The sequence below is a fragment of the Deinococcus sp. YIM 77859 genome, from assembly GCF_000745175.1.
Taxonomy (GTDB): Bacteria; Deinococcota; Deinococci; order Deinococcales; family Deinococcaceae; genus Deinococcus.
On record NZ_JQNI01000002.1, the window covers coordinates 651,619 to 678,029 of the forward strand.

28 protein-coding genes are annotated in these 26,411 nt (G+C 67.9%); 17 read left to right on the forward strand and 11 right to left on the reverse strand.

Annotation, left to right across the window (positions count from 1 at the left end; genetic code table 11):
• Position 1: 1 nt before the first annotated feature.
• The gene (locus EI73_RS03305) at positions 2 to 1,489 is read left to right on the forward strand and encodes a bifunctional ADP-dependent NAD(P)H-hydrate dehydratase/NAD(P)H-hydrate epimerase (protein WP_034384203.1); all 1,488 of its coding nucleotides are present in this window, start codon (positions 2 to 4) and stop codon (positions 1,487 to 1,489) included.
• Between the two features lie 9 nt (positions 1,490 to 1,498).
• Positions 1,499 to 2,218 carry a DUF4388 domain-containing protein gene (locus EI73_RS03310; RefSeq protein ID WP_034384206.1) on the forward strand — a complete coding sequence of 240 codons (720 nt, stop codon included), beginning with the start codon at positions 1,499 to 1,501 and terminating at the stop codon, positions 2,216 to 2,218.
• Here the strand turns inward: EI73_RS03310 and EI73_RS03315 are convergent.
• The 8 genes from EI73_RS03315 to EI73_RS03350 all read right to left on the reverse strand — a co-directional run bounded on the left by EI73_RS03315 (position 2,203) and on the right by EI73_RS03350 (position 8,581).
• A complete protein-coding gene (locus EI73_RS03315; RefSeq protein ID WP_034384209.1) occupies positions 2,203 to 4,287 on the reverse strand; it encodes an MDR family MFS transporter in 2,085 nt (694 codons plus the stop codon). The two genes, EI73_RS03310 and EI73_RS03315, sit on opposite strands and share 16 nt — an antisense overlap.
• Positions 4,220 to 4,771, reverse strand: coding sequence for a MarR family winged helix-turn-helix transcriptional regulator (locus tag EI73_RS15590; protein ID WP_051935399.1), 552 nt, complete (start codon positions 4,769 to 4,771; stop codon positions 4,220 to 4,222). Before EI73_RS15590 ends, EI73_RS03315 begins: the two co-directional genes overlap by 68 nt.
• 109 nt (positions 4,772 to 4,880) lie before the next feature.
• Positions 4,881 to 5,768: a lysine biosynthesis protein LysX gene (gene lysX / locus EI73_RS03325; RefSeq protein ID WP_034384212.1), complete on the reverse strand. Its 888-nt coding sequence runs from the start codon at positions 5,766 to 5,768 to the stop codon at positions 4,881 to 4,883.
• Between the two features lie 58 nt (positions 5,769 to 5,826).
• Entirely contained in the window at positions 5,827 to 6,000 is a 174-nt protein-coding gene (gene lysW / locus EI73_RS03330) for a lysine biosynthesis protein LysW (RefSeq protein WP_034384216.1), read from the reverse strand.
• Positions 6,001 to 6,050: 50 nt separating this feature from the next.
• Positions 6,051 to 6,395 carry a hypothetical protein gene (locus EI73_RS03335; RefSeq protein WP_034384219.1) on the reverse strand — a complete coding sequence of 115 codons (345 nt, stop codon included), beginning with the start codon at positions 6,393 to 6,395 and terminating at the stop codon, positions 6,051 to 6,053.
• 9 nt (positions 6,396 to 6,404) lie between these two features.
• Entirely contained in the window at positions 6,405 to 6,911 is a 507-nt protein-coding gene (locus EI73_RS03340; RefSeq protein WP_034387650.1) for a homoaconitate hydratase, read from the reverse strand.
• A 23-nt stretch (positions 6,912 to 6,934) separates the two neighbouring features.
• Positions 6,935 to 7,312, reverse strand: a complete 378-nt coding sequence (locus EI73_RS03345) for a hypothetical protein (protein WP_034384221.1) — start codon at positions 7,310 to 7,312, stop codon at positions 6,935 to 6,937.
• A complete protein-coding gene (locus EI73_RS03350; protein ID WP_034384224.1) occupies positions 7,313 to 8,581 on the reverse strand; it encodes a 3-isopropylmalate dehydratase large subunit in 1,269 nt (422 codons plus the stop codon).
• A 119-nt stretch (positions 8,582 to 8,700) separates the two neighbouring features.
• Between EI73_RS03350 and EI73_RS03355 the strand changes: the two genes are divergently transcribed.
• On the forward strand, positions 8,701 to 9,189 hold the full coding sequence (locus EI73_RS03355) for a cation:proton antiporter regulatory subunit (protein WP_034387652.1): 489 nt from the start codon (positions 8,701 to 8,703) through the stop codon (positions 9,187 to 9,189).
• A gap of 78 nt (positions 9,190 to 9,267) precedes the next feature.
• Positions 9,268 to 10,434, forward strand: a complete 1,167-nt coding sequence (locus EI73_RS03360; RefSeq protein WP_034384227.1) for a cation:proton antiporter — start codon at positions 9,268 to 9,270, stop codon at positions 10,432 to 10,434.
• Here the strand turns inward: EI73_RS03360 and EI73_RS03365 are convergent, their stop codons facing one another.
• The gene (locus EI73_RS03365) at positions 10,435 to 11,967 is read right to left on the reverse strand and encodes a radical SAM protein (RefSeq protein WP_034384229.1); all 1,533 of its coding nucleotides are present in this window, start codon (positions 11,965 to 11,967) and stop codon (positions 10,435 to 10,437) included.
• Between the two features lie 95 nt (positions 11,968 to 12,062).
• A complete protein-coding gene (locus EI73_RS03370) occupies positions 12,063 to 12,287 on the reverse strand; it encodes a hypothetical protein (RefSeq protein WP_034384232.1) in 225 nt (74 codons plus the stop codon).
• Positions 12,288 to 12,329: 42 nt separating this feature from the next.
• Here EI73_RS03370 and EI73_RS03375 point away from each other — a divergent pair, with 42 nt between their 5' ends.
• Genes EI73_RS03375 through nadA form a run of 3 tightly spaced genes read left to right on the forward strand, consistent with a single transcriptional unit; the run spans position 12,330 to position 15,743 of the window.
• Positions 12,330 to 13,874, forward strand: a complete 1,545-nt coding sequence (locus tag EI73_RS03375) for an L-aspartate oxidase (protein WP_034387654.1) — start codon at positions 12,330 to 12,332, stop codon at positions 13,872 to 13,874.
• 34 nt (positions 13,875 to 13,908) lie between these two features.
• Positions 13,909 to 14,751 (forward strand): carboxylating nicotinate-nucleotide diphosphorylase, encoded by an 843-nt coding sequence (nadC, locus tag EI73_RS03380; protein WP_034384235.1) that lies wholly within the window; start codon positions 13,909 to 13,911, stop codon positions 14,749 to 14,751.
• Positions 14,748 to 15,743: a quinolinate synthase NadA gene (gene nadA / locus EI73_RS03385; protein WP_034384239.1), complete on the forward strand. Its 996-nt coding sequence runs from the start codon at positions 14,748 to 14,750 to the stop codon at positions 15,741 to 15,743. The genes nadC and nadA overlap by 4 nt, the downstream gene beginning before the upstream one ends.
• Positions 15,744 to 15,809: 66 nt before the next feature.
• On the opposite strand, the gene icd is transcribed toward nadA, so the two are convergent.
• Positions 15,810 to 17,072: an NADP-dependent isocitrate dehydrogenase gene (icd, locus tag EI73_RS03390; protein ID WP_081908951.1), complete on the reverse strand. Its 1,263-nt coding sequence runs from the start codon at positions 17,070 to 17,072 to the stop codon at positions 15,810 to 15,812.
• Between the two features lie 209 nt (positions 17,073 to 17,281).
• Here icd and EI73_RS03395 point away from each other — a divergent pair, with 209 nt between their 5' ends.
• From EI73_RS03395 to EI73_RS03440, 10 genes are all read left to right on the forward strand, one after another.
• Complete coding sequence (locus EI73_RS03395) at positions 17,282 to 17,527, forward strand: hypothetical protein (protein ID WP_034384242.1); 246 nt, start codon at positions 17,282 to 17,284, stop codon at positions 17,525 to 17,527.
• Positions 17,528 to 17,611: 84 nt separating this feature from the next.
• Complete coding sequence (locus EI73_RS03400; RefSeq protein ID WP_034384245.1) at positions 17,612 to 18,544, forward strand: carbohydrate ABC transporter permease; 933 nt, start codon at positions 17,612 to 17,614, stop codon at positions 18,542 to 18,544.
• The gene (locus tag EI73_RS03405) at positions 18,537 to 19,436 is read left to right on the forward strand and encodes a carbohydrate ABC transporter permease (RefSeq protein ID WP_034384248.1); all 900 of its coding nucleotides are present in this window, start codon (positions 18,537 to 18,539) and stop codon (positions 19,434 to 19,436) included. Before EI73_RS03400 ends, EI73_RS03405 begins: the two co-directional genes overlap by 8 nt.
• 47 nt (positions 19,437 to 19,483) lie before the next feature.
• Positions 19,484 to 19,846, forward strand: coding sequence for a hypothetical protein (locus tag EI73_RS03410; protein WP_034384251.1), 363 nt, complete (start codon positions 19,484 to 19,486; stop codon positions 19,844 to 19,846).
• On the forward strand, positions 19,843 to 21,216 hold the full coding sequence (locus EI73_RS03415) for an FAD-dependent oxidoreductase (RefSeq protein WP_034384254.1): 1,374 nt from the start codon (positions 19,843 to 19,845) through the stop codon (positions 21,214 to 21,216). Before EI73_RS03410 ends, EI73_RS03415 begins: the two co-directional genes overlap by 4 nt.
• Complete coding sequence (locus tag EI73_RS03420) at positions 21,213 to 21,986, forward strand: S9 family peptidase (protein ID WP_034384257.1); 774 nt, start codon at positions 21,213 to 21,215, stop codon at positions 21,984 to 21,986. The genes EI73_RS03415 and EI73_RS03420 overlap by 4 nt, the downstream gene beginning before the upstream one ends.
• Before the next feature lie 5 nt (positions 21,987 to 21,991).
• Positions 21,992 to 23,485, forward strand: coding sequence for a DUF4127 family protein (locus EI73_RS03425; RefSeq protein WP_034384258.1), 1,494 nt, complete (start codon positions 21,992 to 21,994; stop codon positions 23,483 to 23,485).
• On the forward strand, positions 23,482 to 23,805 hold the full coding sequence (locus EI73_RS03430) for a hypothetical protein (protein WP_156103444.1): 324 nt from the start codon (positions 23,482 to 23,484) through the stop codon (positions 23,803 to 23,805). Before EI73_RS03425 ends, EI73_RS03430 begins: the two co-directional genes overlap by 4 nt.
• Entirely contained in the window at positions 23,802 to 24,701 is a 900-nt protein-coding gene (locus tag EI73_RS03435) for an ROK family protein (RefSeq protein WP_034384265.1), read from the forward strand. Before EI73_RS03430 ends, EI73_RS03435 begins: the two co-directional genes overlap by 4 nt.
• Positions 24,702 to 24,830: 129 nt before the next feature.
• Positions 24,831 to 26,408: an L-glutamate gamma-semialdehyde dehydrogenase gene (locus EI73_RS03440; protein ID WP_034384268.1), complete on the forward strand. Its 1,578-nt coding sequence runs from the start codon at positions 24,831 to 24,833 to the stop codon at positions 26,406 to 26,408.
• Positions 26,409 to 26,411 lie beyond the last annotated feature (3 nt).

The window sequence follows — 26,411 nt, forward strand, 5'->3', positions numbered from 1 at the left end:
GATGCCGGAATTCGTGTTTTCGCCGGAGGGCGTGGGGGCGGTGGATGCCCGTCTGGACGGAGCCCAGTTGCTTGACCAGGCGATGGAGGAGGCGGGCCGGGCCGTGGCCGACGTCCTCCATGCGCGTTTTCCGCAAAGCCGGGTGCAGCTGCTCGCCGGGGGCGGCGCGAACGGCGGGGACGCCCTCGTGGCCGCGCGGCACCTGATGGCGCTGGGGCATGGGGTGGAGGTGCTCGCCGCGCCCCCGACCCACCCGCTCACCCGCCTGAACTGGCAGCGCCTGGCCGCCTTCGGTCTTCAGCCGGAGCCGCTCACGCGGCAAGCGGTCACCCGGCGAGCCGCCGAGGTGAGCGTGCTGGTTGACGGACTGCTCGGCACCGGCTTTCAGCCGCCGCTGCGCGCGGAGCAAGCGGAGATCGTCGAGGCTGTCAACGCCGTGCGGGAACAGGGCGTGCAGGTCGTCGCCATCGATCTGCCCAGCGGGCTGGACGCTGCCTCTGCAGCGGTCCCCGGACCCGCCGTTCACGCTGACCTCACCGTCACGCTGATGGGATTCAAGCCTGCCCTGCTGTTTGGTCCCGCCGCGCGGCAGGCCGGCGAGGTGCGGCTCGCTCCGCTGCGGGTGCCTTCCGCGTGGCTGGCGGCAGAGGCGCTCGCTGTTCGGCCCACGGACGCGGAGATCGCGGCCCTCCTCCCCATCCGCCCCGCGGACGCGCACAAGGGCACTGCGGGACACGTGTGGGTGATCGGCGGAGCTCCGGGCACCGTGGGGGCGGCGGCGCTCGCGGGCCTGGGGGCGCTGCGGGCGGGAGCCGGGCTGGTCACCGTTTATTCGTCGGTGCAGGTGCCGCTGGTCACGCCGGAACTGATGGTGCGGCAGCATGACGCGCTCGACCGCGCGCTGGAGGCGGCGCTGGCCAGGAGCAGGCCGGATGCCCTCTGTGTGGGAATGGGCTTGGGGCCAGACGCAGCCGCCCTCACACGGCAGGTGCTTGCCTGGGAGGTTCCGGCCGTCCTGGACGCCGACGCCCTGCAACCCGAACTCGCAGGCAAGGGGCACGCGGCCTGCGTGTGGACACCGCATCCCGGCGAGGCGGCCCGCCTGCTGGGGGTGGCCACCGGCGAGGTCACGCGCGATCCCCTCGCGGCCGCCCGCACCCTTCAGGAACGCTTCGGGGGTGTGGTCGTGCTCAAGGGCGGCCCCAGCGTCATCGCGCACGCACAGGGCCTCTCGGTCAGTCGGGGGGGCCATCCGGGCATGGCGAGCGCTGGTCTGGGTGACACCCTCAGCGGCGTCATTGCGGCACTTCTGGGACAGGGCCTGGGAGCCCTCGAAGCGGCGCTTGTCGGTGTGCGGCTGCACGCGCGGGCTGGGGAGCGGGCCGGAGCACGGCAGGGATACGGCCTGATCGCCAGCGACGTGAGCGCCGAACTGGGCGGTGCATGGCTGGACCTGTGGGCGGCGGCGGGTAAGGCAATGCTAAGCTGACCCTCACACATGCAGGGACTCCTCTCCGACCTGCCCCTGATGGGGATTCTGGAATTGGTGAACGGCACACGGCAAACGGGCGTGCTCGACGTGCAGGCCGAAGTTCCCTATACCGTCGCTTTTCTGGACGGCGAGATCGTAGGGGGTGGGATCCTCGACTGGCTGGGCATGGACGCCCTCCACGCCAGCCCGCTGCTGCCCCAAAGCGGCACCTTTGAGTTCCGGCCCAGCGCCGTGACCGGCTCGCCCCTTGCCCCCTACGACCACTTCTTGACCGAATGGGCGCGGGTTTCGGACGAGTGGCCGCAGGTGTGCGCGGCCATCGGCAGCCCCAGCCGCGTGTTTCGGGGCGACCTACCGCTCTTCGACGTACCGGAGGGCCGCAGCGCCCGCGCCGCCGCCCGCCAGGCAGCAGCGCCCCTGTTTGAGGTCGCGCAGGCGCTGGCGGAGGCTTTCCGGCAGGGCCGCGCCGAACCGACGGGCCGCTTCGCCTGGCACGCCCTCCGGCTGCGTTCCGGCACCACCCGCGTCGCTTCTTCCCCGGTCGCGCAGGCGCTGGACGGTGAGCGCAGCCTGGGTGAGGTGATCGCGGGCGGCTTGGCCGAGGCAGACGTGCGTGCTCACCTGCTGGCCGAGCTCCAGGCGGGGCTGCGTTTTCCGGGGAGTGGCTGGGTGCTGCGCGACCTCGTCTGGGAACAGAGCGACCTGGGCGCCTACACCTCCACCTGAAGCGGTGCCGGGCGGTCACCCTTTTGCCGCGTCGGCATGCTCAGATTGGGCATCATCAGCGTGGCGAGGAAGGCGAGGGCCGCCACCACGATGGAGAAGCGGTAGATGGTGGCAACCGTCTGGGCAAAAGCCACCTTCGTGGCACGGGCACTCAGGAGCGCCACCTGCTCGCCGTCGTTCACCCCCTTCAGGGCGGCCTGCAACGCCTGCTGCTGGGCTTGGCGTGCGGCGGCGGCGAGCCCCTCCTTGATCCCGGCCAGGAGTTGCGCGCGGGCTGCTGGGCTGGCGAGCACCGGCGCGGGCAGCTGCGCGAGGCGGGCGCGCAGCTCGGCAGGCAGCTGCGGGGTGGCCGCCACAGCAGCGAGGCGGGCTGGGTCGCCGCTGTTGACCGCTGCCGCGACGGCCTCGTAGACCGGCTCGAATCGGGTGGTCACGCCCGCGGCGACGCCTCCTTCGGGGATGTTTGCGAGCTGTTTCTTCGCCTCGTCCGGCAGCACCTTGTTGTTTTGAATCGCAGCGATGGCCTTGCGGTCACCCGTCTCGATGGCCTGGGTCACGTGGCGGCGCAATGCTGCGAACGTCGCCCGGAGTTCCTCGGGGCTCGGCGGGGTCGCGTTGCGGTCCTGGCTGCGGCTTCCCGACCCGCTGCGAATCTCCTCGCTGATGCTCCTGAGGGTGGTTGCCACGGTGCCCTGCTGGGCGGCGGCCTGCGCGGCGAACTGGGCAGCGAGATTGGTGGTGAGGCCCGCCGTGAGGACTGCGCCGAAGATCGCCGTGCCGATGGTGCTGCCCATCTGCTGGAAAAACTGCCCGGCGCTCGTCGCCACGCCGATTTCCCAAGGCTTCACGGCGAGTTGCAGGGCGGTCGTGTACAGCGGCAGCGCCGGACCCAGGCCCAGGCCGAGCAGCACCATGCGCAGCACCACGCCGGAGTAGGGCGTGTCGGCATTCAGGGTGCTGAGGCTGAAAAAGCCCAGCGCGGCGACGACCAGTCCGGTCAGCATAAGGGGCTTGTAGCGCCCGATGCGGCTGGCGATCTGCCCCGAGCCGATGGCCCCGATGATCAGGCCCACCGTGAGCGGAATGGTGGCGGTCCCCGCTTTGGTGGCACTGACGCCCTGCACCTGCACGAGGTAGAGGCTCAGGAAGAGAATCGCGCCCAAAAAGGCTGCGCCGATCAGGAAGCGCGCGACTGCCCCCCAGGCGAACGTCGGGTTACGAAAGAGGCTCAGCGGCAGGATGGGGCTGGGGTGCCGCGACTGGGCGAACAGAAAGGCGATCAGGGCAGCGGCGCTCAGCCCGAACAGGCCCAGGATGGTGGGGCTCGTCCAGGCGAAGTTGCCGTCCGCACCCCAGGTCAGCCCCAGCAGCAGCGGCACGGCGAACACGATGATGAGCGCGGCGCCCAGCCAGTCTACCCGCGCCCGGAGCCCGCTGGCGAGGCGGGGCATCTTGCTGGCGATAAAGGCGAGCGCGATCAGGCCAAGCGGCAGGTTCACGTAGAACACCCAACGCCAGGAGATGTGGTCGGTCAGGAAGCCGCCCAGCAGCGGGCCGACCACGCTGCTCAGGCCAAAGACGGCGCCGAACAGACCCTGGTAGCGGGGCCGGTCGATGGGTTCGAACAGGTCGGCGATGATGGCAAAGGCGACCGAGCCAAGCGCCGCTGCCCCAATGCCCTGGAGGCCACGGAACACGACAAGCTGCATCATGCCGCCGCCAAAGAGGTTCCCCAAGAAGGGCTCGCCGCTCAGACCGCATAGCGCCGAACCCAACAGGAACACCAGGATGCCAAACATCAGAATGGGCTTACGCCCGTACAGGTCCGAGAGCTTGCCGTAGATGGGCACAAGCGCCGTATTCGTCAGGAGGTAGGCGGTGGTGACCCAGGTGTAGAGGCTCAGGCCACTGAGGTCGGCGGCGATCCGCGGCATGGCGGTCGCCACGATGGTCTGATCCAGAGCGCTGAGAAAGAGGCCCAGCAGCACACCAAACAGAATCTCACGCTTGGTCGCCAGGCTCAGGGTCTGCGCGTAGTTGATGCGCTCGGGCGGAGCAGCTGGACTCATGGTTCTCCTCCAAAAGGGCCAGTTCGGCCAGCAGCGCCTGCATGGCCGCGGTGGCCGCGCGTACGGTAGCGGGACGAAGACGGCCAAACACAGCGACGTAGGCCCCGATAAACTGCTCGTCCATTCGCGCCACAAGCTGCAACCCCTGGGCGCTGGGCAGCACCAGCTTTTCGCGCCGGTTCTCCGGATTCTCGCGGCGCTGGGCCAACCCGCGCCGAACGAGACGTTCCACAAGGTGGCTCGTCGCGGGCACACTCAGGCTCAGGGTCTTGGCCAGCGCCGTCACCGTGAGGGGCGCGTGGGCACGCAACTGGTGCAGGGCCGTCATCTGGGGAAAGGTGAGGTCATGATCTTGAAGCTCGTCTTGCATATGGATGAGCACACGTCCGCTGATCCAGCGGTGCAGGCGCTTCATCTCCTCCCCCAATTGGGTCGCCTCAGCACTGGCGTTGGGCGCATTGGCCCGAGGTTCAAGCTCTGACATGGTTTTAAACTTAAAACTGTTTGGTTTATAAGAACGTGAACGGGCCTTCAGTCCATACGGCAAGCGGCGGTCCCGTCTCTACGAGACCGCCGTACTGGGGGCGTTTGTTCTACTCGTTCGCGGGGCTTAGGCCACCGAGCAGACTCAGGGCGTACTCGCCCATCTTGCGGGGAATATCCACGCCCGTCGTGCTGACCGAGTTCTTGAACTCCATGGTGTGGTTGATCTCGATCACCAGGAGGCCGCCCCACTCGTTGTGGCTCTGCGGGTCCTCGACGAGGTCAATGGCGACGATCTCGCCACCCACGGCGGCGGCCGCCCGAGTCGCCAGGGCCGCGATTTCGGGGGTGACCGGGCAGTTGCTGGCCTGTGCGCCCCGCGCCGTATTCGTGATCCAGTGTTCAGAGCTGCGGTAGATCGCGGCGATACATTCCCCACCAACCACAAAGGCGCGGATGTCGCGGCCTGGCTTATGAATCAGCTCCTGGACGTAGAAGACGCCGTGCTGCGGGCCACCGAGCACCTCCTTGTGCTCGATGATCGCCTCGGCGGCGTCGCGGTCGTTGATGCGGCTGACCATCCGGCCCCAGGAACCCACCGTGGGCTTGAGGACGACCGGGTAGCCCAGTTCCTCGATGAGGGCAAGGGCGGCCTCGCCGTCAAAGGCGACGCCGGTGCGGGGCGTGGGCAGGCCCGCGCGAGCCAGCGCCGCATTCGTGGCGAGCTTGTCACCGCACAGCTCGATGACGTGCGAGGGATTCACGACGCGCACGCCCAGGCCCTCCAGCGCCCGGGTGACAGCGTGCCCGCGCGTCTGACTCACGCAGCGTTCGAGCGCGACCCGCCAGGGCACCTGGGCGCGGTCCAACCCACCAAAGGTGACGCGCAGCTGGGGCGTGTACACCTTGTCGTAGGGCACGCCGAGGGCATCGAGCGCCCCGAACAGCATCTTCTCATCGGGACGAATGCGGTCGTAGAGGACGGCGAGTTCGGCCATAAGGAAAGGGAGGAGGCGCCGGGCGTCAGGAGGGTTCTCCTCCCTCCGCCCTCACACCTTACTCCCCCCAGTCCTCCGCTTCCTGCGGGGCCTGTTCGAGGCGCGGCGGATCGAGGGACACGACCTCGTATTCCACTCCGGTTTCGTCGTCAATGACGAGTTCACCGAGTTCGGGATCTGTCAGTTCGATGGTGGCACCGGTATCTGGGTTTTCAAATTTAACGACAGGCATAGTTATCTCCTTACGAACGCTAGGTTATGCCAGAAGAGGCGGGGGGAGGCTTATGGTCTAGACAGCCCGTCTTCCTCGAACTCCAGCTCGATCTGGGCGCGGCAATGCGGGCAGGAGACGAGGCTGGTGACCGTGCCGTCCGCGCTCTCGACGGTGGGCGCGTCCCTCAACAGCTCATCGGTGACGTCGAATTCCTCGCCGCACCTCGGGCAGGTGGTCAGAATGCCAAGCAACTCCAGCTCGAAGTCCTCGCCGGGGCCGTTGCGAGTGACTTCCATCTCGGCGTTGCAGGAGTCGCAGACGATCACGTCCCCGACCTCCAGCTCGGCCCGGTCGGCGTCGGTGAGTTCGAGCACCTCGGCGCAGACGGGACACACTATTTCCAGGGTTGCCATGCCCTGATCTTAGCGGTGCTCGTCCGGCTTCTCCCCAGGGAAGCGGCCGTACCGCTTGAAAAAGGCCAGGATGCTGCCCTCGCGCAGCGCCTCGCGCAGGAACTCGGGTGGCGGCGGAAGCTGGATGGTGCCGCCCGCATAGGTGAGCACACCCGTCTGTGCGTCTAGGCTCACCTCGGCGCCGTCCTCCAGGATTCCCGTCAGGTCAGCCTCAAAGGCCGGAATCCCCAGGTTCAGCAGGTTGCGGTAATGGATGCGGGCAAAGGAGGGGGCGATGATTCCCCCGATCTGGAGCTTTTTCAGGGCCTGCGGCGCGTACTCGCGGCTGGAGCCCAGGCCCCAGTTGCGCCCGCCGACCAGCACGTCACCGGGCTGAACCTGGGCGGCAAACTCCGGGCGGATGTAGTGAAAGGCGAAGGTCTGAAACACGTCCTCGCCCGCCATAAAGGGCGCGAACTTGCCGGGAAGAATATCGTCGGTGTTGACGGAGTCGCCGAACTTCCAGACTCGGGGCATAGCGTTCTCCTTTCGGGGCGGGTTCAGGGCCGCTCCCATTCAATGACCGGGCGGGTGGTGACGGCCTCTGCCGTCGCCTGCACCTCGGTGAGATGCTCGCCGAAGACCCGCACCGTGATGAAACGCCCGCCGTCCAGTGTATTCACCAGGGCGGACAGGGTCTTGCCCGACTGCGGCCAGGTGGCGTACACGAGGGCTCCGACCCGCGCTTCCGGCTGGTCCCGCCCAATCACCAGCCGCAGTGCCCGCTCGACCTCCTCGGTCAACGCGCCGTTGGGGAGCCGCACCGGCCGCGCGCGCCAGCCGGAAAACACCCGGGCCCAGAGCCGCTGGTCGTCAAGGTGAGCACCCGGCGTCACGGGAACGGTGCAGATGGAACGGAGGAAAGTGGGCTGGGGCATTCAGGCCGGAACCGCCGCAAGCTCGTCCGGCAGAGCGATCCGACCCAGGACCGCCGTCGCCGCCGCCACGGCGGGCGAGGCGAGGTAGATCCGGGCATCCTTGTCCCCCATGCGCCCGATGAAATTACGGTTACTCGTGGAGACACAGACCTCTCCGGGAGCCAGCACGCCCTGATGACGCCCCATACAGGGGCCGCAGCCGGGGGTACCGAGCACCGCGCCCGCCTGGATCAGGGTGAGCAGGGTACCGTCCTGCATGGCCTGTTCCATCACCTCGCTCGAGGCGGGAATCACGAGCAGGCGGGTGGAGGGATGCACCCGCTGACCCTTCAGGACCGCAGCGGCAGCCTGCAAGTCTTCCAAGCGGCCATTCGTGCAGGTGCCGATAAAGACCTGATCGACCTTGAGGCCGCGCAGCTCGGCCACGTCGTGGACGTTGTCCACCTCGTTGGGGGCGCTCATGCGGGGGCGAAGGGTCGAAAGGTCGATCACCACCTCTTGTCTGTATTGGGCGCCGGGATCGGGGTATACCCAGTCGGGAATATCGTAGCCGTAGGCGGTGAGGATCTCGCCGCCGGGCACCACCAGCCCTGCTTTGGCCCCCGCCTCCACACAGAGGTTGGCCAGGGTCATTCGCTCACCGCGCGTGAAACGGTCCCCGGCGTGGATCTCGATGCTCTGGTAGGTGGCCCCGTCCGCGCCCAGCACGCGAATCATTTCGAGCGCAGCGTCCTTGGCCGTCACACCGGGCTGGAGGTCGCCCACAAAGGTCACCTTCACGCTTTCCGGCACCCGCAGCCAGGTCTTGCCGCTCGCGGCGGCGAGAGCGATATCGGTAGCGCCCATGCCGGTGCCAAAGGCCGCGACGGCGCCGTAGGTCGTCGAGTGACTGTCTGACCCCAGCACGATCCAGCCGGGCTGAGCGAGGCGTTCCTCCATCAGCACCTGATGGCAGATGCCCCTTCCGACATCGAAGAGGCGCACACCCGTCTTTGCGGCGTACTCGCGGGCCTCCTTCTGGGCCTGCGCGACGCTGACGGTGGAGGCGGGGGCAACATGATCAATGACGATGGAGACGCGCTCAGGAAACTTCGGCGTGGCGGCGAGGTCTTTTTCCATGCGCCCGATGAAGCTCTGCGCGATGGAGTCCACAACCATCACCTGATCCACATCGACAACGGTGAGGTCGCCCGCGTACACCGTCTGGTTGCCGCGCCGCGAGAGGATCTTTTCCGCCATCGTCTGCGGGCGGAGGGGGGAAGCGCTCATGGAAGCATTCTCGCGCGAAAATTCGCCACCGGTATGAGATTGAATGCTCAAAGCGCCCGCCCGGCTGTCATTTGCCAGGCGACACGATCTCCCTGGGGCTTCCGGCCTATGCTGGGTACATGGTCAAGCTGGAAGAAACGCCGCTCCCCGGTGTAGGTGTGCGCCACGATTTCGACGGGCGCTATGGCAAACGCGTAGGGGTCATCACCCACCGCGACGGACGGCGGGAAATCTTTGTCTCGCGCCGAGACGACCCGGATGCCTGCGCCCTGAGTATCGTCCTCAGCGATGAGGAGGCCGAGGCCGTCGCGGACCTGCTGGGCGGCAGCACGATTACCCGGCACGTCAGCCGCCTCTCGCAGGACATCGAGGGCCTGGCGATGGACTGGGTGAACGTGCCAAGCATCAGCCCGTATGCCGGGCACCCGCTGGGCGACACTATGATGCGCACCCGCACCGGGGCGAGCATCGTGGCCGTCATGCGAGATGGTCAGGCGATTCCCGCGCCTGGTCCGGAGTTCCCGCTTCAGGCGGGTGATACCCTCGTGGTGGTGGGCACGCCGGAGGGCGTGGTTCGAGCCGCCAAGCTGCTTGGCGGCGAAATCTAGCTTCCCAGCTTCTTCCCATTCTTTTGCCGCTGCTTTTCTCTCTTATTTTCGCACCTGTCCTCACGGACGGAGGTCCTTTTGTCTTTGGCACAGCTTTTTCTGGAACTGGGCGCGGTGATTCTCGCGCTCGCTTTTGTCGGCCGGGCCGCGGGACGCCTCGGGATCACGCCCATTCCGCTGTATCTGCTCGCGGGCATCGGCCTGGGCGCGTTTATGCACCTGGGCGACGCGCCCGAAGAGTTTATTCATATCGGCGCCGAGATTGGCGCGGTGCTGCTGCTCTTTACCCTGGGCCTGGAATACACCAGCGCGGAGCTGCGCGACAACCTGCGGGCCCACAGCCGAGTGGGGGTGATGGATTTCGCCCTCAACTTCACGCCGGGGCTCCTGGCGGGCCTGCTGCTGGACTTTCCTCCACTGGCCGCCGTGCTGCTGGGCGGGGTCACCTACCTCAGCTCCAGCGGAATCGCCAGCAAGGTGCTCTCGGACCTGGGACGCCTGGGGAACCGCGAGACGCCCGTGATCCTGGCTGTTTGCGTGTTAGAGGACGTGGCGATGGCCGTCTATCTTCCGGTGGTCGCAGCTCTTCTTCTTGGGGGCAGCCTCGCCGCCATCGGGGTGAACCTGCTCGTCGCCCTCGCGGCCTTTGCGCTGGCTTTTTTCCTCGCGCTGCGCTACGGCCACGTTCTCAGCGGCCTGATGAACGTGCAGAGTAATGAGGCACTCCTGCTCAGCGTGTTCGGGCTGGTGCTCGTGGTCGCCGGAGCCGCAGACATGCTCAAAGTCTCGGCGGCGATCGGCGCCTTTTTGGTTGGCATCGCGCTGTCGGGCGAGGTGGCCGAACGCACCCGCGCCCTCATCGAGCCGCTGCGTGACCTTTTTGCCGCGGTGTTCTTCGTGTTCTTCGGGCTGCAACTGGATTTGAGCAGCGTGCCGGGCGTGCTGCTGCCCGCCCTGCTGCTGACCGCCGTCACGAGCGTGACCAAGTTTGTCACCGGGTGGTGGGGCGCAGCTCGTGCGGGCGTGCAGACGCGAGGCCGCTATCGCGCGGGGACCACCCTGATTCCACGTGGCGAATTCAGCATCCTGATCGCCGGGCTAGGCCTGGGGCTGGCACCCAAGCTGGGACCACTCGCCGCCGCCTACGTGCTGCTGACCGCCCTGGCAGGCCCCCTGCTCGCCCGCTTTGACGGTCAGCTCGCGCCGCTGCTGGACCGGCGGCGGCGCGAGGTGCGGGCAGGATAGCTAGACCGCCAGGCCCTGCGCGTGCGAACTCACCTCCCGCGCCGCGTACTGGCCCGGCGGCAGCTCGATCACGGGCGTATTGGCCTCGAACTCGTCGCGCCAGCCAACCTCCTCCAGGGCCTTTTTCCAGGCGCCGATGCTCTCGTTGCGGTAGATCCGGTAGGCGGCTCGTCCCACCTCGGGGCCGCCGCGAGCGATCACCGATTCAACCCAGGCCCACTTGGCGGACACGTTGCGGAGTTCGGCGGTGGTGCGCAGCTCCTTTTGGATGCGCTTGAGGCGCCGCTCGATGGTGGCCACACCGGCAAAGGGGTCCGCGAAGTGCGGGGTGTGGCGCTTGGGCACAAAGGGGCTGATCCCCAGCGCGACTCGGTTGATCTTCGCGAGGTCTTTCGTAAACGAGATGAGCTCGGTGATGTCGTCGTCCGTCTCCGGGCCCAGGCCGATCATCATGTACACCTTGATGCCGGAAAAGCCCAGATCGCGGCTGATCTGCGCGGTCTTCACGAGGTCTTCGGTGGTGATGCCCTTTTTGAGCCAGCGGCGCAGGCGCTCGGAGGGCGCGTCGGACGCCACGGTAAAGGTCCGCAGGCCACCCGCCTTGAGGATCGCGGCCAGCTCCTCATCCACCGTGTCGGCACGGATGGAGCTCACGCCCAGCTTGATGCCCCGCTCGGTGAGCACGCGGCCCACGTACTTGGTGTGGGGAAAATCCGAGAGGGCCGCGCCCACCAGACCCACCTTTTCCACCCACTCGGGAATCACGTCGAGCAGCTCCTGTGCCTGGTTGTTGCGGTTGGGGCCGTACATCGTGCGGGCCAGGCAGAAGGTGCAGGGGCGGGGGCAGCCGCGCTGCGCCTCCACCAGGAACATATTGCTCAGCTCGCTGTGTGGCGTGACAATCTGGGAGTAGGCCGGAAGAAGCTCTTTGGGTGCCGTCGCCCACTTCGGCTCGTGAACGTGGCGGGCTGGGAGGAAAATGCCGGGCAGACCGTCGATCAGGTCGTAGAACTCCTCGCGGGTCCCCGACTCACGCAGGGCCTGGGCGATCACCGGCACGATCTGCTCGCCGTCCCCAATCACGATCACGTCGGCAAAGGGCGTGAGCGGATAGGGGTTCGAGGAGGTCAACGGCCCGCCGATCATCACGATGGGGTCCGTGTCGTCGCGCTCTTCCCGCAGCGGGCGCATTCCCGCCACGTCCAGCGTGCGGATGATGTTCGTGAGGTCCAGCTCGAAAGAGACGCTGAGGGCAAACAGCTCGCAGTCACCCGCCGCGCGGCCCGACTCAACGGTAGGCAGGGCCTGACCGGTGCGCTCAAAGGCTTCCACGTCGTCGGGGAGAAAGGCCCGCTCGCAGGCTACGCCCTCCTCCTGGTTCAACATCCGGTAGATGACCTGATAGCCCAAAGAAGCCATGCCCACGGAGTAGCGGTTAGGAAAAGCCAGCGTGACGCGGATGGGGGCCTGTTTAAAGAGGGTGCCCGTCTCCGCGTCCAGCAGCGGTTTTAGGTGGTTGCGCCAGTAACTCAAAAAGCCTCCAGACGGCGCCAAAGGGGCCTAGAGGCGCGCGTCACAGCCGCCCATTGTACCCGCTTTTGTTTCTCCAACTGAAGCAGCGGTTACGTCTAGCCGCCCCCGCGCACCGGCCGCCACGCGCTCGCGATGAAGTAGGTCAGGCCGCCCAACAGGCCCGCCAGGAGAAGAAAGCCGAGCAGACGCCACAGCACTTGGGCAGCGCCCACCACAAAGCTCCCCACGCCCACCAGGAGTTGTCCGGCCAACCACACCAGGGCCAGCGCCACGACGGCAAGCAGCACCACTCCGGCCAGGGCCAGCAGGAGACGGGTCATGTGGGAAGTGTACACCCCACGCTGTCCTTTAGGCTGCTCTTGATGAACGTCCTGGACACAGAACTGCTGGTGATCGGCGGCGGGATCGCGGGGGCCTACGCCGCCCTCACGGCCCGCAGCTTCGGCGCGGAGGTGGTCTTGGCCTGCAAAACCGGTCTGCTGGGCGGCTCGACCCGCTGGGCGCAGGGGGGCATTGCCGCGCCCCTCACCGCCGAGGACGAACGCCTCCACGCGCGGGATACGGAGCAGGCCGGGCGAGGGCTCTGCGAGCCCGCCACGGTGGCCGCCTTCGTGCGGGAGGCGCGTGCACACGTGGAGACGCTGCGTGACCTCGGCGTGGCCTTTGCCCCGTACGGCACGCTGGAAGGCGGCCACAGCCGCCCCCGCATCCGCCACGCCGGGGACGCGACCGGTTGGGCGATCCAGCGCGTGCTGAAGCGTGCCCTGGAACAGGGGGAGGGCCCCGGACTGCGGCTTTTTCCCTGCGCGTTCGCACGAAATCTACGTCTGGCCGCAGGCCGGGTGGTGGGCGCAGACTTCATCACCCCACAGGGGGCGCTGCGGGTTCGAGCAGGAGGCGTCGTGCTGGCCACCGGAGGCTTTGGGCGGCTCTATCCCGTCACCACCGCACCACCCGAAGGCACCGGGGACGGCTTGGCCCTGGCCTACCGAGCTGGCGCCGTTCTACGCGACCTGGAGTTCGTGCAGTTTCATCCCACCGCGGTGGTGGTGGGCGGGGCGGCCCACCTCGTGACGGAAGCGGCACGCGGAGAAGGCGGCCTGCTGCTCAATGCCCGGGGCGAGCGCTTCATGACCCGCTACAGCGCGGCGCTGGAGCTCGCCCCGCGCGACGTGGTGGCGCGTGCGGTCGCAGCGGAGATCACCGCGACCGGAGGGGTGTTTCTGGACCTGCGGCACCTGGGGGCGGACTTCGTACAGGCCCGCTTTCCCACCGTCGCGGCCACCCTGCGCCCGCTGGGGCTGGACCTCGGGCGCGACCTGATTCCGGTACAGCCCGCCGTCCACTACACGGTAGGCGGCATTCAGACCGACACCGCCGGACGAACAACCCTTCCCGGCCTCTTCGCGGCAGGCGAGGTGGCCTCCAGCGGTCTGCACGGTGCAAACCGGCTGGCGAGTAATAGCCTTTCCGAGGGGCTGGTGTTTGGGGCACGGGCCGTACGGGCCGCCCTGGCCGAGCTTCCCCAAGCGCTGGACGACGGCACAGCCGTGGCGGCCCCCGGCGCAGACCCCACGGGGCTGGACGCCCTGCGGCAAAGGCTGAGCCGAGCAGCGGGGCTGCGGAGGAACGCAGCGAGCCTACAAGCCGCCTTGGCCGAGTGGGACCTCGCCACGGTGCCTGGAGACACGAGAAGCGCTCTGGAGGCTGCTCATCTGGCCCTCATCGGGCAACTCGTCTTGCAAGGAGCGCTTGCCCGCGAGGAATCGCGCGGCGGGCACTGCCGCAGCGACTTTCCGCAGGAGGGCCGCCCCGCCCACACCCTGCAGTACAGAGACAGCACGGCGGGGACCGACCACCTGGAACAAGCGCCTGTGGGGGCAGCCATGCTAAGGTTCAGCGCGTGATTTCCTTCACGATAAGAAGACCAGGGGGGGAAGCGTGTTGAGCCTCGACGACCGCCTGTGCGCCGCGCTTGCCGAGGACCTGGGGCGGGGAGACGCAACGAGCCAGGCGATCATTCCGGCGGGGCAGCTCGCCCGCGCCGAGGTTCTGCTGAAGGAGCCGGGCGTCCTGAGTGGCCTAAGCGCCGCTCAGCGGGTGTTTGCGCTGCTCGATTCGGCGGTGCAGGTGAGCTGGCAGGCGGGTGACGGCGAGCAGCGGGAACGCGGGGTGATCGGCACCATCAGCGGACCGGCCCGCAGCATCCTCAGCGGCGAGCGGTTGGCGCTCAACCTGCTGCAACGTCTCTCCGGCATCGCCACCCTCACGCGGCACTACGCGGACGCGCTGGTGGGCAGCAGGACTCGGCTGCTCGACACCCGCAAAACAACGCCGCTGTGGCGTGACCTGGAGAAGGCGGCGGTGCGGCATGGGGGCGGCCTCAACCACCGCGCCGGGCTGGATGACGGCCTCCTGATCAAGGACAACCACATCGCCGCAGCGGGCGGCATCACGGCCGCCATCACGCGAGCGCGCGGCTCCGGCTACCTGCTGAAGGTCGAGTGCGAGGTTTCGAACTTGGCCGAGCTCGAAGAAGCCCTGCACGCTGGAGCCGACCGGGTGCTGCTCGACAACATGGAGGACGACCAGTTGGCCGCGGCCGTACGGGTGCGCGACCGTCTCGCGCCGCAGGTGACCCTGGAAGCGAGCGGCAACATGACGCTGGAACGTCTGCCGCGGGTGGCCGCCAGCGGCGTGGACTTCGTGAGCGTGGGTGCGCTGACGCACTCTGCGCCAGCGCTCGATATCAGCCTGAACTTCATCCTGGAGGACACAACGTGACCAAGCACCGCCCCGCCGTTCCCCCCGCGCAGCTCCCGCACCGCGACCTGCTGCAACTGGAAGTTCTCCCGGACGAAGACGAACTCCGGGCCGACATCGAACGCCTGCGCCGCGAGCGCAATGCCGTCATCCTCGCGCACAACTACCAGCGGCCCGAGGTGCAGGCCATCGCCGACTTCGTGGGCGACTCACTGGGCCTCGCGCGGCAGGCGGCCAAGACGAATGCTGACGTGATCGTCTTTGCCGGAGTGCACTTCATGGCGGAAACGGCAGCGATCCTCAACCCCGAAAAGACCGTGCTGCTGCCCGACCTGCGTGCGGGCTGCTCGCTGGCCGACACGCTGACCGCCCAGGCCATTCGTGACTGGCGGGCAAGAAATCCCGGCGGGCTGGTGGTGACCTACGTGAACACCACCGCCGACGTCAAGGCCGAATCTGACTACTGCTGCACGAGTGGCAACGCCGTACAGGTGGTGCGCAGCCTGCCCGAGGACGTGCCGCTGCTGTTCGCGCCCGACCGGTTTTTGGCCGCTCACGTGCTGCGCGAGACGGGCCGGGCAATGGACGTGTGGGACGGAGCCTGTCACGTCCACGCGGCCATTCGCCCGGAAGACGTGCAGAGCGCTCAACGCGCCCACCCGGACGCCGAGCTGCTCATCCACCCCGAATGCGGCTGCTCCAGCCGAATTCTGGCCGCTGTTCCCGAGCTGCAGCTCTACTCCACCGAGGGCATGATCCGCCGTGCCCAGACAAGCGCAGCCGAGACGTTCATCGTGGTGACCGAGACCGGTATGGTCACGCGGCTGCAAAAGGACGTGCCCGGCAAGACCTTTGTCCCGGTCAGCCGCACCGCCTGCTGCGAGTACATGAAGCTGACCACCCTCGGGAACGTGCGCGACAGCCTGGCCAAGCTCCAGCCGCGAGTGACGGTTGCGGAGGCCGTGCGGGTCCGGGCGCTGCTGCCCATCGAGCGAATGCTGGCCATCGGCTAAAGGGGCATGAAGAGCAGGGCAGAAGGCGGCCTCCTGGCCCCTCTGCCCTGTACTCTCGGTCTTCTCTTACGCCCCGCGCATATTCTCGATGATCTTGTCACCAAACTGGCTGGTTTTCACCTCGGTGGCACCTTCCATGTTGCGGGCGAAGTCATAGGTCACGTACTTCTGCGTGATGGTCTGTTCCAGGCCCTTGAGGATCAGGTCCGCAGCCTCGGTCCAGCCCAGGTAACGCAGCATCATCTCGCCGGAAAGAATCACCGAGGAGGGGTTGATGACGTCCTTGTCCGCGTACTTGGGGGCGGTGCCGTGGGTGGCCTCGAAGATGGCGTGGCCGGTTTGGTAGTTGATGTTCGCGCCGGGCGCGATACCGATGCCGCCCACCTGCGCGGCAAGCGCGTCGGAGATGTAGTCACCGTTGAGGTTGGTGGTGGCGATGACGTCGTACTCGCGGGGCCGCAGCAGGATCTGCTGGAGGAAGTTGTCAGCGATCACGTCCTTGATCACCAGGCCGTTCGGCAGCTGAAGCCAGGGACCGCCGTCGAGCTCCACAGCGCCGAATTCACGCTTCGCAAGGGCATAGCCCCAGTCGCGGAAGCCGCCTTCCGTGAACTTCATGATGTTGCCCTTGTGCACCAGGGTCACGCTCTTGCGGCCGTTGGCCAGGGCGTACTCGATCGCGGCCCGCACCAGGCGCTCGCTGCCCTCCTGCGACACGGGCTTGACGCCCAGAGAGGAGGTCTCAGGAAAGCGAATCTTGTTGACACCCAGCTCGCCCACCAGGAAATCGCGCAGCCGAATCGCCTCGGGCGTGCCCGCCTTGTACTCGATCCCGGCGTAGATGTCTTCGGTGTTCTCGCGGAAGATCACCATATCCACGTCCTCGGGGCGCCTGACCGGGCTGGGAACACCGGGGAAGTACTGCACCGGGCGCACGCAGGCATAGAGGTCAAGCAGCTGGCGCAGCGCGACGTTGATGGAACGGATGCCCCCGCCGACGGGCGTGGTCAGCGGTCCCTTGATCCCAACCAAAAACTCCTGGAAGGCGTCGAGGGTTCCCTGAGGCAGCCACTCGCCTTCACCGTAGACCCGTGTGGACTTCTCGCCCGCGTAGACTTCCATCCACTCGATCTTCCTCTCGCCGCCGTAGGCCTGCTCGACGGCGGCGTTAAACACACGCACGGATGCCCGCCAGATGTCGGGGCCCGTGCCGTCCCCTTCCACAAAGGGAATGATGGGGCGGTTGGGCACCAGAAGGCGGTTTCCCTCCATCCGAATCCGTTCGCCCTGTGCGGGCACCTTGATGTGCTGGTCCAGAGTCTTCGTCATGACGGCCCAACTCTACCCCCCAGGCGCCGGGGAGGGAACGTGATGACCCTGTTACCGGGGAGGTGTACACGCGGTCCAAGAATTTGCCCCGCGTCAAGGATGAGTCGAGGCAAGACTAATGAAGGGATCAAGTGAGCCTTCACCCGATCAGGGCACCCACACGCCATGCTGCCCTCACCCAGACGGGAATCCACCCAGGAGGTCTACCGATGAGTGAAGACAAGAGCACGCTGGAAAATATGGCCGACGCCGCCAAAGCCAAGCTGCAAGAGGGCGTGGACCGGGCCCGCGCCGCTGCCCACGACGTAGCGAGCAACTTCGGGAGCACGGCCGACAACCTCAAGGACAAGGCCCAGGCCGCCGAGGACCGCGCCAAAGCCGAGGTGCATAACGCCCAAGCCCACGCCGAGTACAACGAGGGCAAACGCGAGGCGCAGGACGGCGACGGCCGCTGAGCCTTGCTTATCCCGACCGGCCCCCGAACAGGCGGGCCGGTTTTGCCTGCCGCGGCACCCACGAAAGCCCGTACACTTCGAGCTATGACCACCACCCAGCGGCGTGAGTCGCGCCGGGCGCAGCACGTCCGGGGCGGCACGGGGGCGCGTGTGACGGTGCGCAACACCCTGCTCGCCTACGCCTTTATGCTGCCCTTCCTCGTTCTGCTCGCTCTGTACCACACCTGGCCGGTCTTCTTCGGCACCTATCTGGCCTTTACCCGGTACAACATCATCAGCCCGCCCGAGTGGGTGGGGCTGGAGAATTTTCGCACGCTCGCCGCCGACAGTCAGTTTTGGTCGGGCCTGAACAATAGCCTGAAATACATCCTGGTCGTGCCGGTGATTCAGGTGCTCAGCATCGCGCTGGCCCTGCTGGTCAACCGGCCCCTGCGCGGCATCGGCTTTTTTCGAACCGCCTACTATGTGCCGGTGGTGACCAGCTTCGCGGTCGTCGGCCTGATCTGGACCTGGATGTACCAGCAAGGCGGCCCGGTGAGCGCGGTGCTGGGGGCGCTGGGGCTAGAGCAGCGGGGAAGCCTGCTGAATAATCCCCTCACGGCCCTGTACGCGGTGATGTTCGTGACGCTGTGGAAGGGCATCGGCTACTACATGGTGCTGTATCTGGCGGGATTGCAGGCCATCGGCCGGGAGCTGGAGGAGGCCGCCGTGATCGACGGGGCGACCCGCTGGCAGGTTTTTCTCAACGTGACGCTCCCGGGGCTACGCCCCACGATCCTGGTGTGCAGCCTGCTTTCCACCATCAGCGCGATCAAGGTGTTCGAGGAGATCTACGTGATGACGCAGGGCGGACCCGCCGGAAGCACCTACACGGCGCTCTTTTTCACCTACTCACGGGCCTTTGTGGACTTTCAGTACGGGCTGGCCGCCGCTGCGGGCCTCATCATCGCCGTGATCAGCATCCTGTTCGGGCTGGTCAACTTCAAACTCACGCGGGGGGGCAAAGCGGATGCCTAAAGACGCGGCCAGCACCGCGGCTGAGCTCCGGGCACGCAGGCGGCGCCGGGAGCGGGTGGCCAACTTCTGCGCCTATCTCGTCCTGAGCGTCATCGCGCTGATCACCCTGTATCCCTTCTACTGGACGGTGATCACCAGCCTGGAGCCGACCGGGAACATCTACCAGGCCAAGCTGCTGCCCAGTGGCCTCAGCCTGAAAAACTACGCGGAAGTGTTGACCGGGACAACGGTGCCCTTTTGGCGGCTGATTCTGAATAGCCTCATCATCTGCACGCTGGGCGTGAGCCTCACCGTCACGCTGGCGGCGCTGGCGGCCTACCCGCTCGCCAAGATGCGCTTTCCGGGGCGCGACCTGATCTTTTACGCGATCCTGGTGCTCATGGTGCTGCCCAACGAGGCGGGGCTGATCGTCAACTACATCACCACCATCAAGCTGGGGCTGCTGCAACAGACGAACCCGCTGCTCGACGCCATCCGGCAGTACGCGGCGGTGGTGCTCCCCGGAGTGGCCAGCATCGTGGGCCTTTTCCTGCTGCGGCAGGCGTACCTTGGCGTGCCGCTGGAGTTGATCGAAGCTGCACGGATCGACGGGGCGAAGGAGCTGACGATCTGGCGGCGCATCATGCTGCCGCTGGCGCTGCCGACCATCGTGGCCTTTTCCATCCTGGAGTTCGTGGCGTACTGGAATTCTTTCCTGTGGGCACGGATTATGCTGCCCGACAAGAATCTGCTGCCCCTCTCGGCGGGCCTGCTGGAGCTCTCGGGAACCTTCAGCACCAACAGCCGGGCGGTGATGGCGGGGGCGGTGATCACCGTGCTGCCCATCCTGGTGATCTTCGCCTTTGGGCAGCGGTACTTCATGAAGGGGATCGAGGGCGCGGTGAAGGGGTGAGGCAGATGTGCGTGCAGCATCGTCACCCACGTGGAAGGATGCCGGGCATGGAGAGAATGCTGCTGGCCGTCGCTCTCAGTCTGCCACTAAGCGCCTGCGGAGTCATCCGGACCCCAACCACTCCGGGGGTCGCGGACGTGCAGTTTCCAGCGAGCGTGGGAGCGACTGAAGCCATGAATGTCACGGTCACGGTGAGCCTGGGTTGCGGCAGCTTCGACGGCTTCAGCGCCCAGCGGACGGCCAGCCGTCTGAGCCTGACCACGCGCGGCAGCTCGCCCGTTGGTGTGGGCTGCACGGCCAGCGTGAGAAATGAAACAAAAGTCTACACCGACCCCGGCACACCCGCCCGCGTCGGTCCCTTTGAAATTGTCGTCAACGGGAAGACGTGGGGCACCGTCACCGTCCAATGATCCTCTCCTACGCCACCGAACCCCGCACCTGGGACGTGATCGTCGCCGGGGGCGGCACCGCTGGGGCCATCGCGGGCATCGCGGCGGCGCGGGCCGGAGCGCGGGTGCTCGTCGTGGAGGCGCTGGGAAGCCTGGGCGGAACGGGGACAAACGCCTGGGTCACGCCCCTCATGCGAAATGTCTCAGCGGGACAGAACCTCAACCGGGGCCTCACGGATGAACTCAAGGCGCGGCTGCGCGCGCGGGGCGACGGGGCGACCGACCAGAGCGGCAACGACAACTGGTTCAACCCCGAAGGGCTGAAGGTGGTGCTGGAGAACATGCTGCTGGAGGCAGGGGGCGAGGTCCTGTACCACACCCACGTGGTCGCCCCCGTGCTGGACGGCGAATGGATCAAGGCGCTCGTCCTGCACAACAAGGGCGGCCTGCGGGCCTTTCGTGCCGCCGTCTTCATCGACGCGACGGGCGACGCGGACGTGGCCGTACGGGCCGGAGCGCCCTTTCAGGAGGGCGACGCGGACGGCCTGCATCAGGCGATGAGCCTGCGCTTCACGCTGGCGGGCGTGGACACGGGGCGGCTGTGCGCCTTTCTGAATGGGCACGGGCAACCCCAGGCGTCCCCGAACTTTCTGCATTTCTGGATGGTGTGGGGGCGGGGGTCCAGCCTCGAACCGCTCTTCCGGGAGGCGGTGGCGGCGGGCGTACTGGAGGAGCGCGACGGGGACTACTTTCAGGGCTTCAGCGTGCCGGGGCGCCCCGGGGAGATCAGCTTCAACTGCCCGCGCATTCGGGCCGACCTGAATGACGGCGCCAATCCCTGGCATCTCTCGGCGGCGCAGACGGACGGACGGGCCGCGATCGACCGGCTGACCGCCTTCTGCCGCCGCTCTCTGCCGGGCTGTGAGGCCGCGTACATCGGCACCGTTGCGCCGATGGTGGGCGTGCGTGAGACGCGGCGGATCGTGGGCGAGTACACGCTGACGCTGGAGGACATTCTGGACTGTCGCCGCTTCGAGGACGCCATCTGCCGCAACCACTACCCGGTGGACATCCACTCGGTGAAGGGCGGGGCGCGCCTGCTCCACGAGCGGGACGGCAGCGCACCCTATTTCGCCCCCGACGCCTACCACGAGATCCCTTACCGGGCCCTGGTGCCTCTCGGCCTGCGCAATGTGCTCGTGCCGGGGCGGGCAGCTTCGAGCACCTTCGAGGCACAGTCGGCCATCCGGGTGCAGCAGAACTGCCACACGATGGGAGAGGCGGCGGGGCTGGCGGCGGCGTGGGCCGCGCGGGACTGCGGCGGGGACGTGCGGGCGGTGGACGTCGCGGCCTTGCAGGTCCAGATGCGGCGGCTGGGGGGCAACGTATGACGGGTGAGCGGGCCTTCAACCCGGCGGACCCGCACGCCACGCCCATGACGGGGGAGACGCCCTACCTGATCGAGCGGCGCGTACTCGCGGGGGTGCCGTGTCTGATCGAGCGCCCGGTGGACATCGCGGACGTTCGGGCCGCCTGCCTGGTGTACCACGGGGCATGGGCGGCGAAGGAAGGAAAACTGGGCGTCTACAGTGCCCTCACCGCGCGGGGCTGGGCGGTGGTCATTCCCGACGCGGCATTGCACGGCGAGCGGCTAAAGGAGACGCCATCCGGCCTGAATCCCCGCGAGTACGTGTGGGAAAGCGTGCGCCGGACGGTGGCCGAGGCCCCGGCCCTGCTGGACGCGCTCGCGGAGACGTTCGGACCCGTCCCCGTTTGCGCTGCAGGCTCCAGCATGGGCGGGTACGTAACGCAGACCCTGGCGCGCAGCGGGCAGCGGGTCAGGCGGGCCGCCGCGCTGATCACCTCGGGCGTGTGGGAGGAACCGGAGGTGCAGCGGCCTGCACTGCGTGCCTTTTTGGAGGCGAACCGGCCCCTCATGCACGCGGGGAACGCGCCGCCCACGCCCCTGCTCCTCGCGAGCGGAGACAGCGACCCGGTGTTTCCTCTACCGGGCCACCACCTGCCCACAGCTGCGGCCTACCGCGCCGCCTACGCCCGGGCGGGATGCCCGGAGAGCTTCCACGAGCTGGTATTTCCCGGCGTGGGCCACTACACCAGCCGGGGGATGCGCGACGCCGTGCTGCGCTTCTTCCTAGACTGACGCGCGTGACCCGCCTGCTGCTGATCCCGCCCGACACCCGCCCCCCCACGCTGGACCACCCCGCAGGGCTCGCCCGCATGACAGGAGCCGAGGTGAGGGTGCCACCGCCGGGGGCCCTGCCGGACTTTTTCACGCCGGGAGATACCGGGCTTCTGCGGACCTGGCTGCTCGATGAGGCGCGGGAGGCAGAGACGCTCGTCGTCTGTCTGGAGACGCTTACGCTGGGCGGCATGATTCCCGCGCGGCGGGTGACAGACCCCACAGAGGACGTGCTTCGGCGGCTCGGGGTGCTGCGGGAGGTGCGGGCGCTCAATCCGGGGCTACGCATCTTCGCCTTCGGGGTGATCGTGCGGGTAGCCCACGACAACGACCCGCATGAGGAAAAGCCCTACTACGGCGAGTGGGGGCACGAACTGCGGGCGTACAGCGCGGCCTTTGACCGCCACGCGCGGCACGGAGAAGGCGAGCGCGCCGCCCTGGAGGAGGCCCGTGCCGCCCTGCCCCCGGACATCCTGGCCGACTGGCTGGGTACCCGCGAGCGCAACCGAGCGCTGCACCTCGCCGCGCTGGACCTGCTGGCGCAGGGCACGCTCACGCACCTGTGCCTCACGCTGGACGACACCACCCCCTACGGCCTGGCCGCCTTCGACCGCCGGATGCTGGAGGCGCGCGCGGACGAGCTGGGCGTGTGGGAGCGGCTGGACCTCTACCCCGGCGCCGACGAGGTGCCGTGCACGCTGATCGCCCGCGCGCTCAGGCCGGAGCCGGTGCGGGCCTGGGTGCGCTACAGCGGCGTGCTGGGAGCTGGGGCCGAACTGATCTACGAGGACCGCCCCGCGGGGGAACTGGTGCGGGCCCACCTGCGCGCGGCGGGGTGCCGGATGGCCGACACGCCGGACGCGGCGGACTTTGTGCTGGCGGTGAACACGCCGGGGACGCGGCAGGCCAGCTTTCAGCCGGACTTCGGGGCAGTGGACACGCCCATGCGCAACCTCCCCGCCTTCGTGGACGACCTGCGGGACGATCTGGCGGCAGGACGAGCGGTGAGCCTCGCGGACATCGCCTATCCGAACGGGGCGGAGCGGCGGCTGTGGACGCTGCTGCAAACGCTGCCGCTGGCGAACCTGGCCGGGTATGCCGCCTGGAACACGGCGGGGAACACGCTGGGGTCGGCGGTCGCCTTCGGCAAGCTCGCGCCGCTGGTGCGGGACCGCGCGGCCCACACGGCGGCTCTCTTTGCCCGGATGGTGGACGACGCGCTGTACCAGGCGTTCACCCGGCCCGAGGTGCGCGCCCGGCTGGCGAACCCCAGCCCCTTCGACCTCGGGGAGGAGCGGGCGGAGGCCGAAGCATGGCTGCGCGAACTCATCACGCCGCGGATTCGGGCGCTGTGGGCGCGGCACTTCGCCCATACGGGGCTGAGGCTGGACCTCGGGGAGGCCCGGCTGGCCTGGCCGCGTCTCTTTACGGGTGTCTTTCCGCTGGAGGTGCGGGCATGAGAAAAAGGAGCTTGGGGCTCATCCTGGCCCTCGTGGGCGTGGCGCTGGCGGACGGGGGAAGGATGGTCGGCGTCACGCTGCGCCATGACGGGGCACGTCCGGTGGAGGTGGCGGCCTGCACGGTCAGGCGCTGTACGGCCTGGCAACGGCTGACGCCGGGGCAGACCTGGTGGGTGCCGCTCACCCCGGTGAGGGGCGCGCTCAGCCTGAGCGTCAGCCAGCGTGCCGGGCAGGCCACCGACTTCCTGCTGTCTGACGTTCGCCCGCCCCTGCACCTCCTCCTCGACCGGGAAGGCCGCCTGAGGAAGGTGCGGCCATGACGGCTTCTCCCCTCCTCGCCCTCGACATCGGCGGGACGTCCATGCGGGCGGCCCTCGTGGAGGATGGGCGCGTCACGGGGCGGCGCGAGGCACGCACACCCAAACCCTCCACCCCGGAGGCGGTGCTGGGGGCGGCCCTCGATCTCGCCGCGCCCCTGGCCCCCGCTGCGCGGGCGGTCGGGGTGGCCTGCGCCGGTGCGGTGGCCAGGGGCCACGTGACGGCAACGGCTCCCCACACCTTTCCGGGCTGGACGGCCATTGCGCTCGAGCAGCGCCTCACGGACGGCCTGGGTCTCCCCTGCTCGGCGCTCAACGACGCGCGCGCTGCGGCCTGGGGCGAATTCCGGGAGGGGGCGGGGCGGGGAACGTCCGAATTCATGTTCGTCACCGTCAGCACCGGCGTGGGCGCGGGGCTGGTGCTGGGCGGAAGACTGCACCTCGCCGCGAACGGGCTGGATGCCGAGCTGGGCTTCGTGAGCGTGCCCGCCCTGTGGCAGCGGGGAGAGGAGGTTCCGCCGCTGGGTCCCTTGGGACCACTCGAATTCGAGACGAGCGGGACGGCCCTGGGAGCGCGGGCGCGGGCGCTGGGCTTCGCGGACGCACGAGCCCTCTGCGACGCGGCGGAGGCGGGAACGGCCGCAGCCGAGGCCGAATACGCCCGCTCGGCCGCCCTCATCGCCTGGAAGATCGCGGACGTGGCGGCCCTGCTGGGCGTGACGCGGGTGGCGCTGGGCGGCAGCGTGGGGCTGCGCGCCGGGTATCTGACCCGAGTGCGGGCGCTGCTCGCCCACTTTCCCGAACGCTACCGACCAGAGGTCGTTCACGCGAAGCTAGGCGCCGATGCAGGCCTTGTCGGGGCAGCGCTGTGGGCGGGGCAGGCCGCCGGGAGAACTTAACATTTGTAATGTCAGGAGGCCCAACCGGGCCCCTCAGCGGCCCAGGCACCTCTCTTTTTTGTCGTGTGACAGCGGTTTTACAGCCTCTTGAGGGCCGTGTTAAGCTCGCGCTGAACTCAAGGAGGCAAGATGACCAGCACGCTGATGGAGGGCTTCCTCCCGTTTACGCACGAGCCGTACTTCGACTTTGGCCGCGCGGAGGTGGCGGAAAGGCAGCGCGAGGCTTACCGGCGGGTGCGCGAGAAGTACGTGGGCCGTACCTTCCCGCTGATCCTAGGCGGCAAGCCGGTGGAGGGCGAAGACACGTTTGAAGTGCGCAACCCGGCCGACACCCGTGAAACGGTCTGGCGCTTTCCCAAGGCCACGCCGGAGCAGCTTGAAGAGGCTATCGCCTGCGCGAAGGCGGCCTTTGAGGAGTGGCGCTTCAGTGATCCCTTGCAGCGCGCCACGATCTTTAAGCGGGCGGCGGACCTGCTGCGCGCCCGGCGGATGGAATTCAACGCGGTGATGGGCCTGGAGAACGGCAAGAACTGGGCCGAGGCTGACGGTGAGATCGCGGAATGCGTGGATCACTTCGAGGTGTTCGCCCGCGAGGCGCTGCGGTGGGCGCAGGGCAAGCCGGTCTACCCCATGCCCGACGAGCACGTGACGATGGTGTACGAGCCCATCGGCGTCGTCGCGGTGATTAGCCCCTGGAACTTCCCGGCGGCGATTCCGCTGGGCATGAGCCTGGGCGCGATCGCCGCGGGCAATACGGTGGTGTGGAAACCGGCCTCCGAGACGCCCCTGAGTAGCCTGCTCCTCGTGGAGCTGCTCTTCGAGGCAGGGTTGCCGCGCAACGTGATCCAGTTTCTGACCGGCACGGACGAGGTGCTGGGCGATCCGCTCGTAGACCACAAAGACATCCGCATGATCGCCTTTACCGGCTCCAAGGAGATCGGCTGCCGCATCATGGAGCGCGCGGCAAAGGTGCAGCCGGGCCAGAAATGGCTCAAGCGCGTGATGGCCGAGATGGGCGGCAAGGACCCCACGGTCGTCTGCGCTGACGCCGATCTCGACGCTGCCGCGGCGGGCATCGTGCAGGCGGCCTTCGGGTACTCGGGCCAGAAGTGCAGCGCGTGCAGCCGCGTCATTGCCGAAGACAGCGTGTATGACGAGCTGCTGGACAAGGTCGTCCGGCTCACCCGCGAGCTTCAGGTTGGCTTGCCGGAGGAGAATGCGGCCCTCGGCCCGGTCATTCACGAGCAGAGCGCCCACCGCATCCTCGGCTACATCGAGCGGGGCAAGGGGACGGCCCGGCTGGTGCTGGGGGGCGAACGGGCGGAGAGCGGGGGCCGCGAGGGCGGCTACCTCCAGCCCACCATCTTCGCGGACGTGGACCCCAAAGACCCCCTCTTCCAGGAGGAGATTTTCGGGCCGGTGCTGAGCTTTACCCGAGCACGCGACTGGCGGCACGCCATCGCGCTCGCCAACGACTCGGAGTACGGGCTGACCGCGGCCTTCTACAGCCGCGATCCGCAAAAGATTGGCGAGGCCCGCCGCCTGATCCACGTCGGCAACCTGTATGTGAACCGCAAGTGCACCGGTGCCCTGTCCGGCACCCACGCCTTCGGCGGCTACGGCATGAGCGGCACGAATGCGAAGGTGGGCGGCCCCGACTACCTCTTCTGGTTCCTTCAGACGAAGACGGTAGCACAGAAGTACTGAGGC

Coding starts and splice junctions, on each gene's coding strand:
- EI73_RS03305 (WP_034384203.1), top strand. CDS start 2: ATGCCGGAATTCGTGTTTTCGCCGGAGGGCGTGGGGGCGGTGGATGCC.
- EI73_RS03310 (WP_034384206.1), top strand. CDS start 1,499: ATGCAGGGACTCCTCTCCGACCTGCCCCTGATGGGGATTCTGGAATTG.
- EI73_RS03315 (WP_034384209.1), bottom strand. CDS start 4,287: ATGAGTCCAGCTGCTCCGCCCGAGCGCATCAACTACGCGCAGACCCTG.
- EI73_RS15590 (WP_051935399.1), bottom strand. CDS start 4,771: ATGTCAGAGCTTGAACCTCGGGCCAATGCGCCCAACGCCAGTGCTGAG.
- lysX (WP_034384212.1), bottom strand. CDS start 5,768: ATGGCCGAACTCGCCGTCCTCTACGACCGCATTCGTCCCGATGAGAAG.
- lysW (WP_034384216.1), bottom strand. CDS start 6,000: ATGCCTGTCGTTAAATTTGAAAACCCAGATACCGGTGCCACCATCGAA.
- EI73_RS03335 (WP_034384219.1), bottom strand. CDS start 6,395: ATGGCAACCCTGGAAATAGTGTGTCCCGTCTGCGCCGAGGTGCTCGAA.
- EI73_RS03340 (WP_034387650.1), bottom strand. CDS start 6,911: ATGCCCCGAGTCTGGAAGTTCGGCGACTCCGTCAACACCGACGATATT.
- EI73_RS03345 (WP_034384221.1), bottom strand. CDS start 7,312: ATGCCCCAGCCCACTTTCCTCCGTTCCATCTGCACCGTTCCCGTGACG.
- EI73_RS03350 (WP_034384224.1), bottom strand. CDS start 8,581: ATGAGCGCTTCCCCCCTCCGCCCGCAGACGATGGCGGAAAAGATCCTC.
- EI73_RS03355 (WP_034387652.1), top strand. CDS start 8,701: ATGGTCAAGCTGGAAGAAACGCCGCTCCCCGGTGTAGGTGTGCGCCAC.
- EI73_RS03370 (WP_034384232.1), bottom strand. CDS start 12,287: ATGACCCGTCTCCTGCTGGCCCTGGCCGGAGTGGTGCTGCTTGCCGTC.
- EI73_RS03375 (WP_034387654.1), top strand. CDS start 12,330: ATGAACGTCCTGGACACAGAACTGCTGGTGATCGGCGGCGGGATCGCG.
- icd (WP_081908951.1), bottom strand. CDS start 17,072: ATGACGAAGACTCTGGACCAGCACATCAAGGTGCCCGCACAGGGCGAA.
- EI73_RS03395 (WP_034384242.1), top strand. CDS start 17,282: ATGAGTGAAGACAAGAGCACGCTGGAAAATATGGCCGACGCCGCCAAA.
- EI73_RS03400 (WP_034384245.1), top strand. CDS start 17,612: ATGACCACCACCCAGCGGCGTGAGTCGCGCCGGGCGCAGCACGTCCGG.
- EI73_RS03405 (WP_034384248.1), top strand. CDS start 18,537: ATGCCTAAAGACGCGGCCAGCACCGCGGCTGAGCTCCGGGCACGCAGG.
- EI73_RS03410 (WP_034384251.1), top strand. CDS start 19,484: ATGGAGAGAATGCTGCTGGCCGTCGCTCTCAGTCTGCCACTAAGCGCC.
- EI73_RS03415 (WP_034384254.1), top strand. CDS start 19,843: ATGATCCTCTCCTACGCCACCGAACCCCGCACCTGGGACGTGATCGTC.
- EI73_RS03420 (WP_034384257.1), top strand. CDS start 21,213: ATGACGGGTGAGCGGGCCTTCAACCCGGCGGACCCGCACGCCACGCCC.
- EI73_RS03430 (WP_156103444.1), top strand. CDS start 23,482: ATGAGAAAAAGGAGCTTGGGGCTCATCCTGGCCCTCGTGGGCGTGGCG.
- EI73_RS03435 (WP_034384265.1), top strand. CDS start 23,802: ATGACGGCTTCTCCCCTCCTCGCCCTCGACATCGGCGGGACGTCCATG.
- EI73_RS03440 (WP_034384268.1), top strand. CDS start 24,831: ATGACCAGCACGCTGATGGAGGGCTTCCTCCCGTTTACGCACGAGCCG.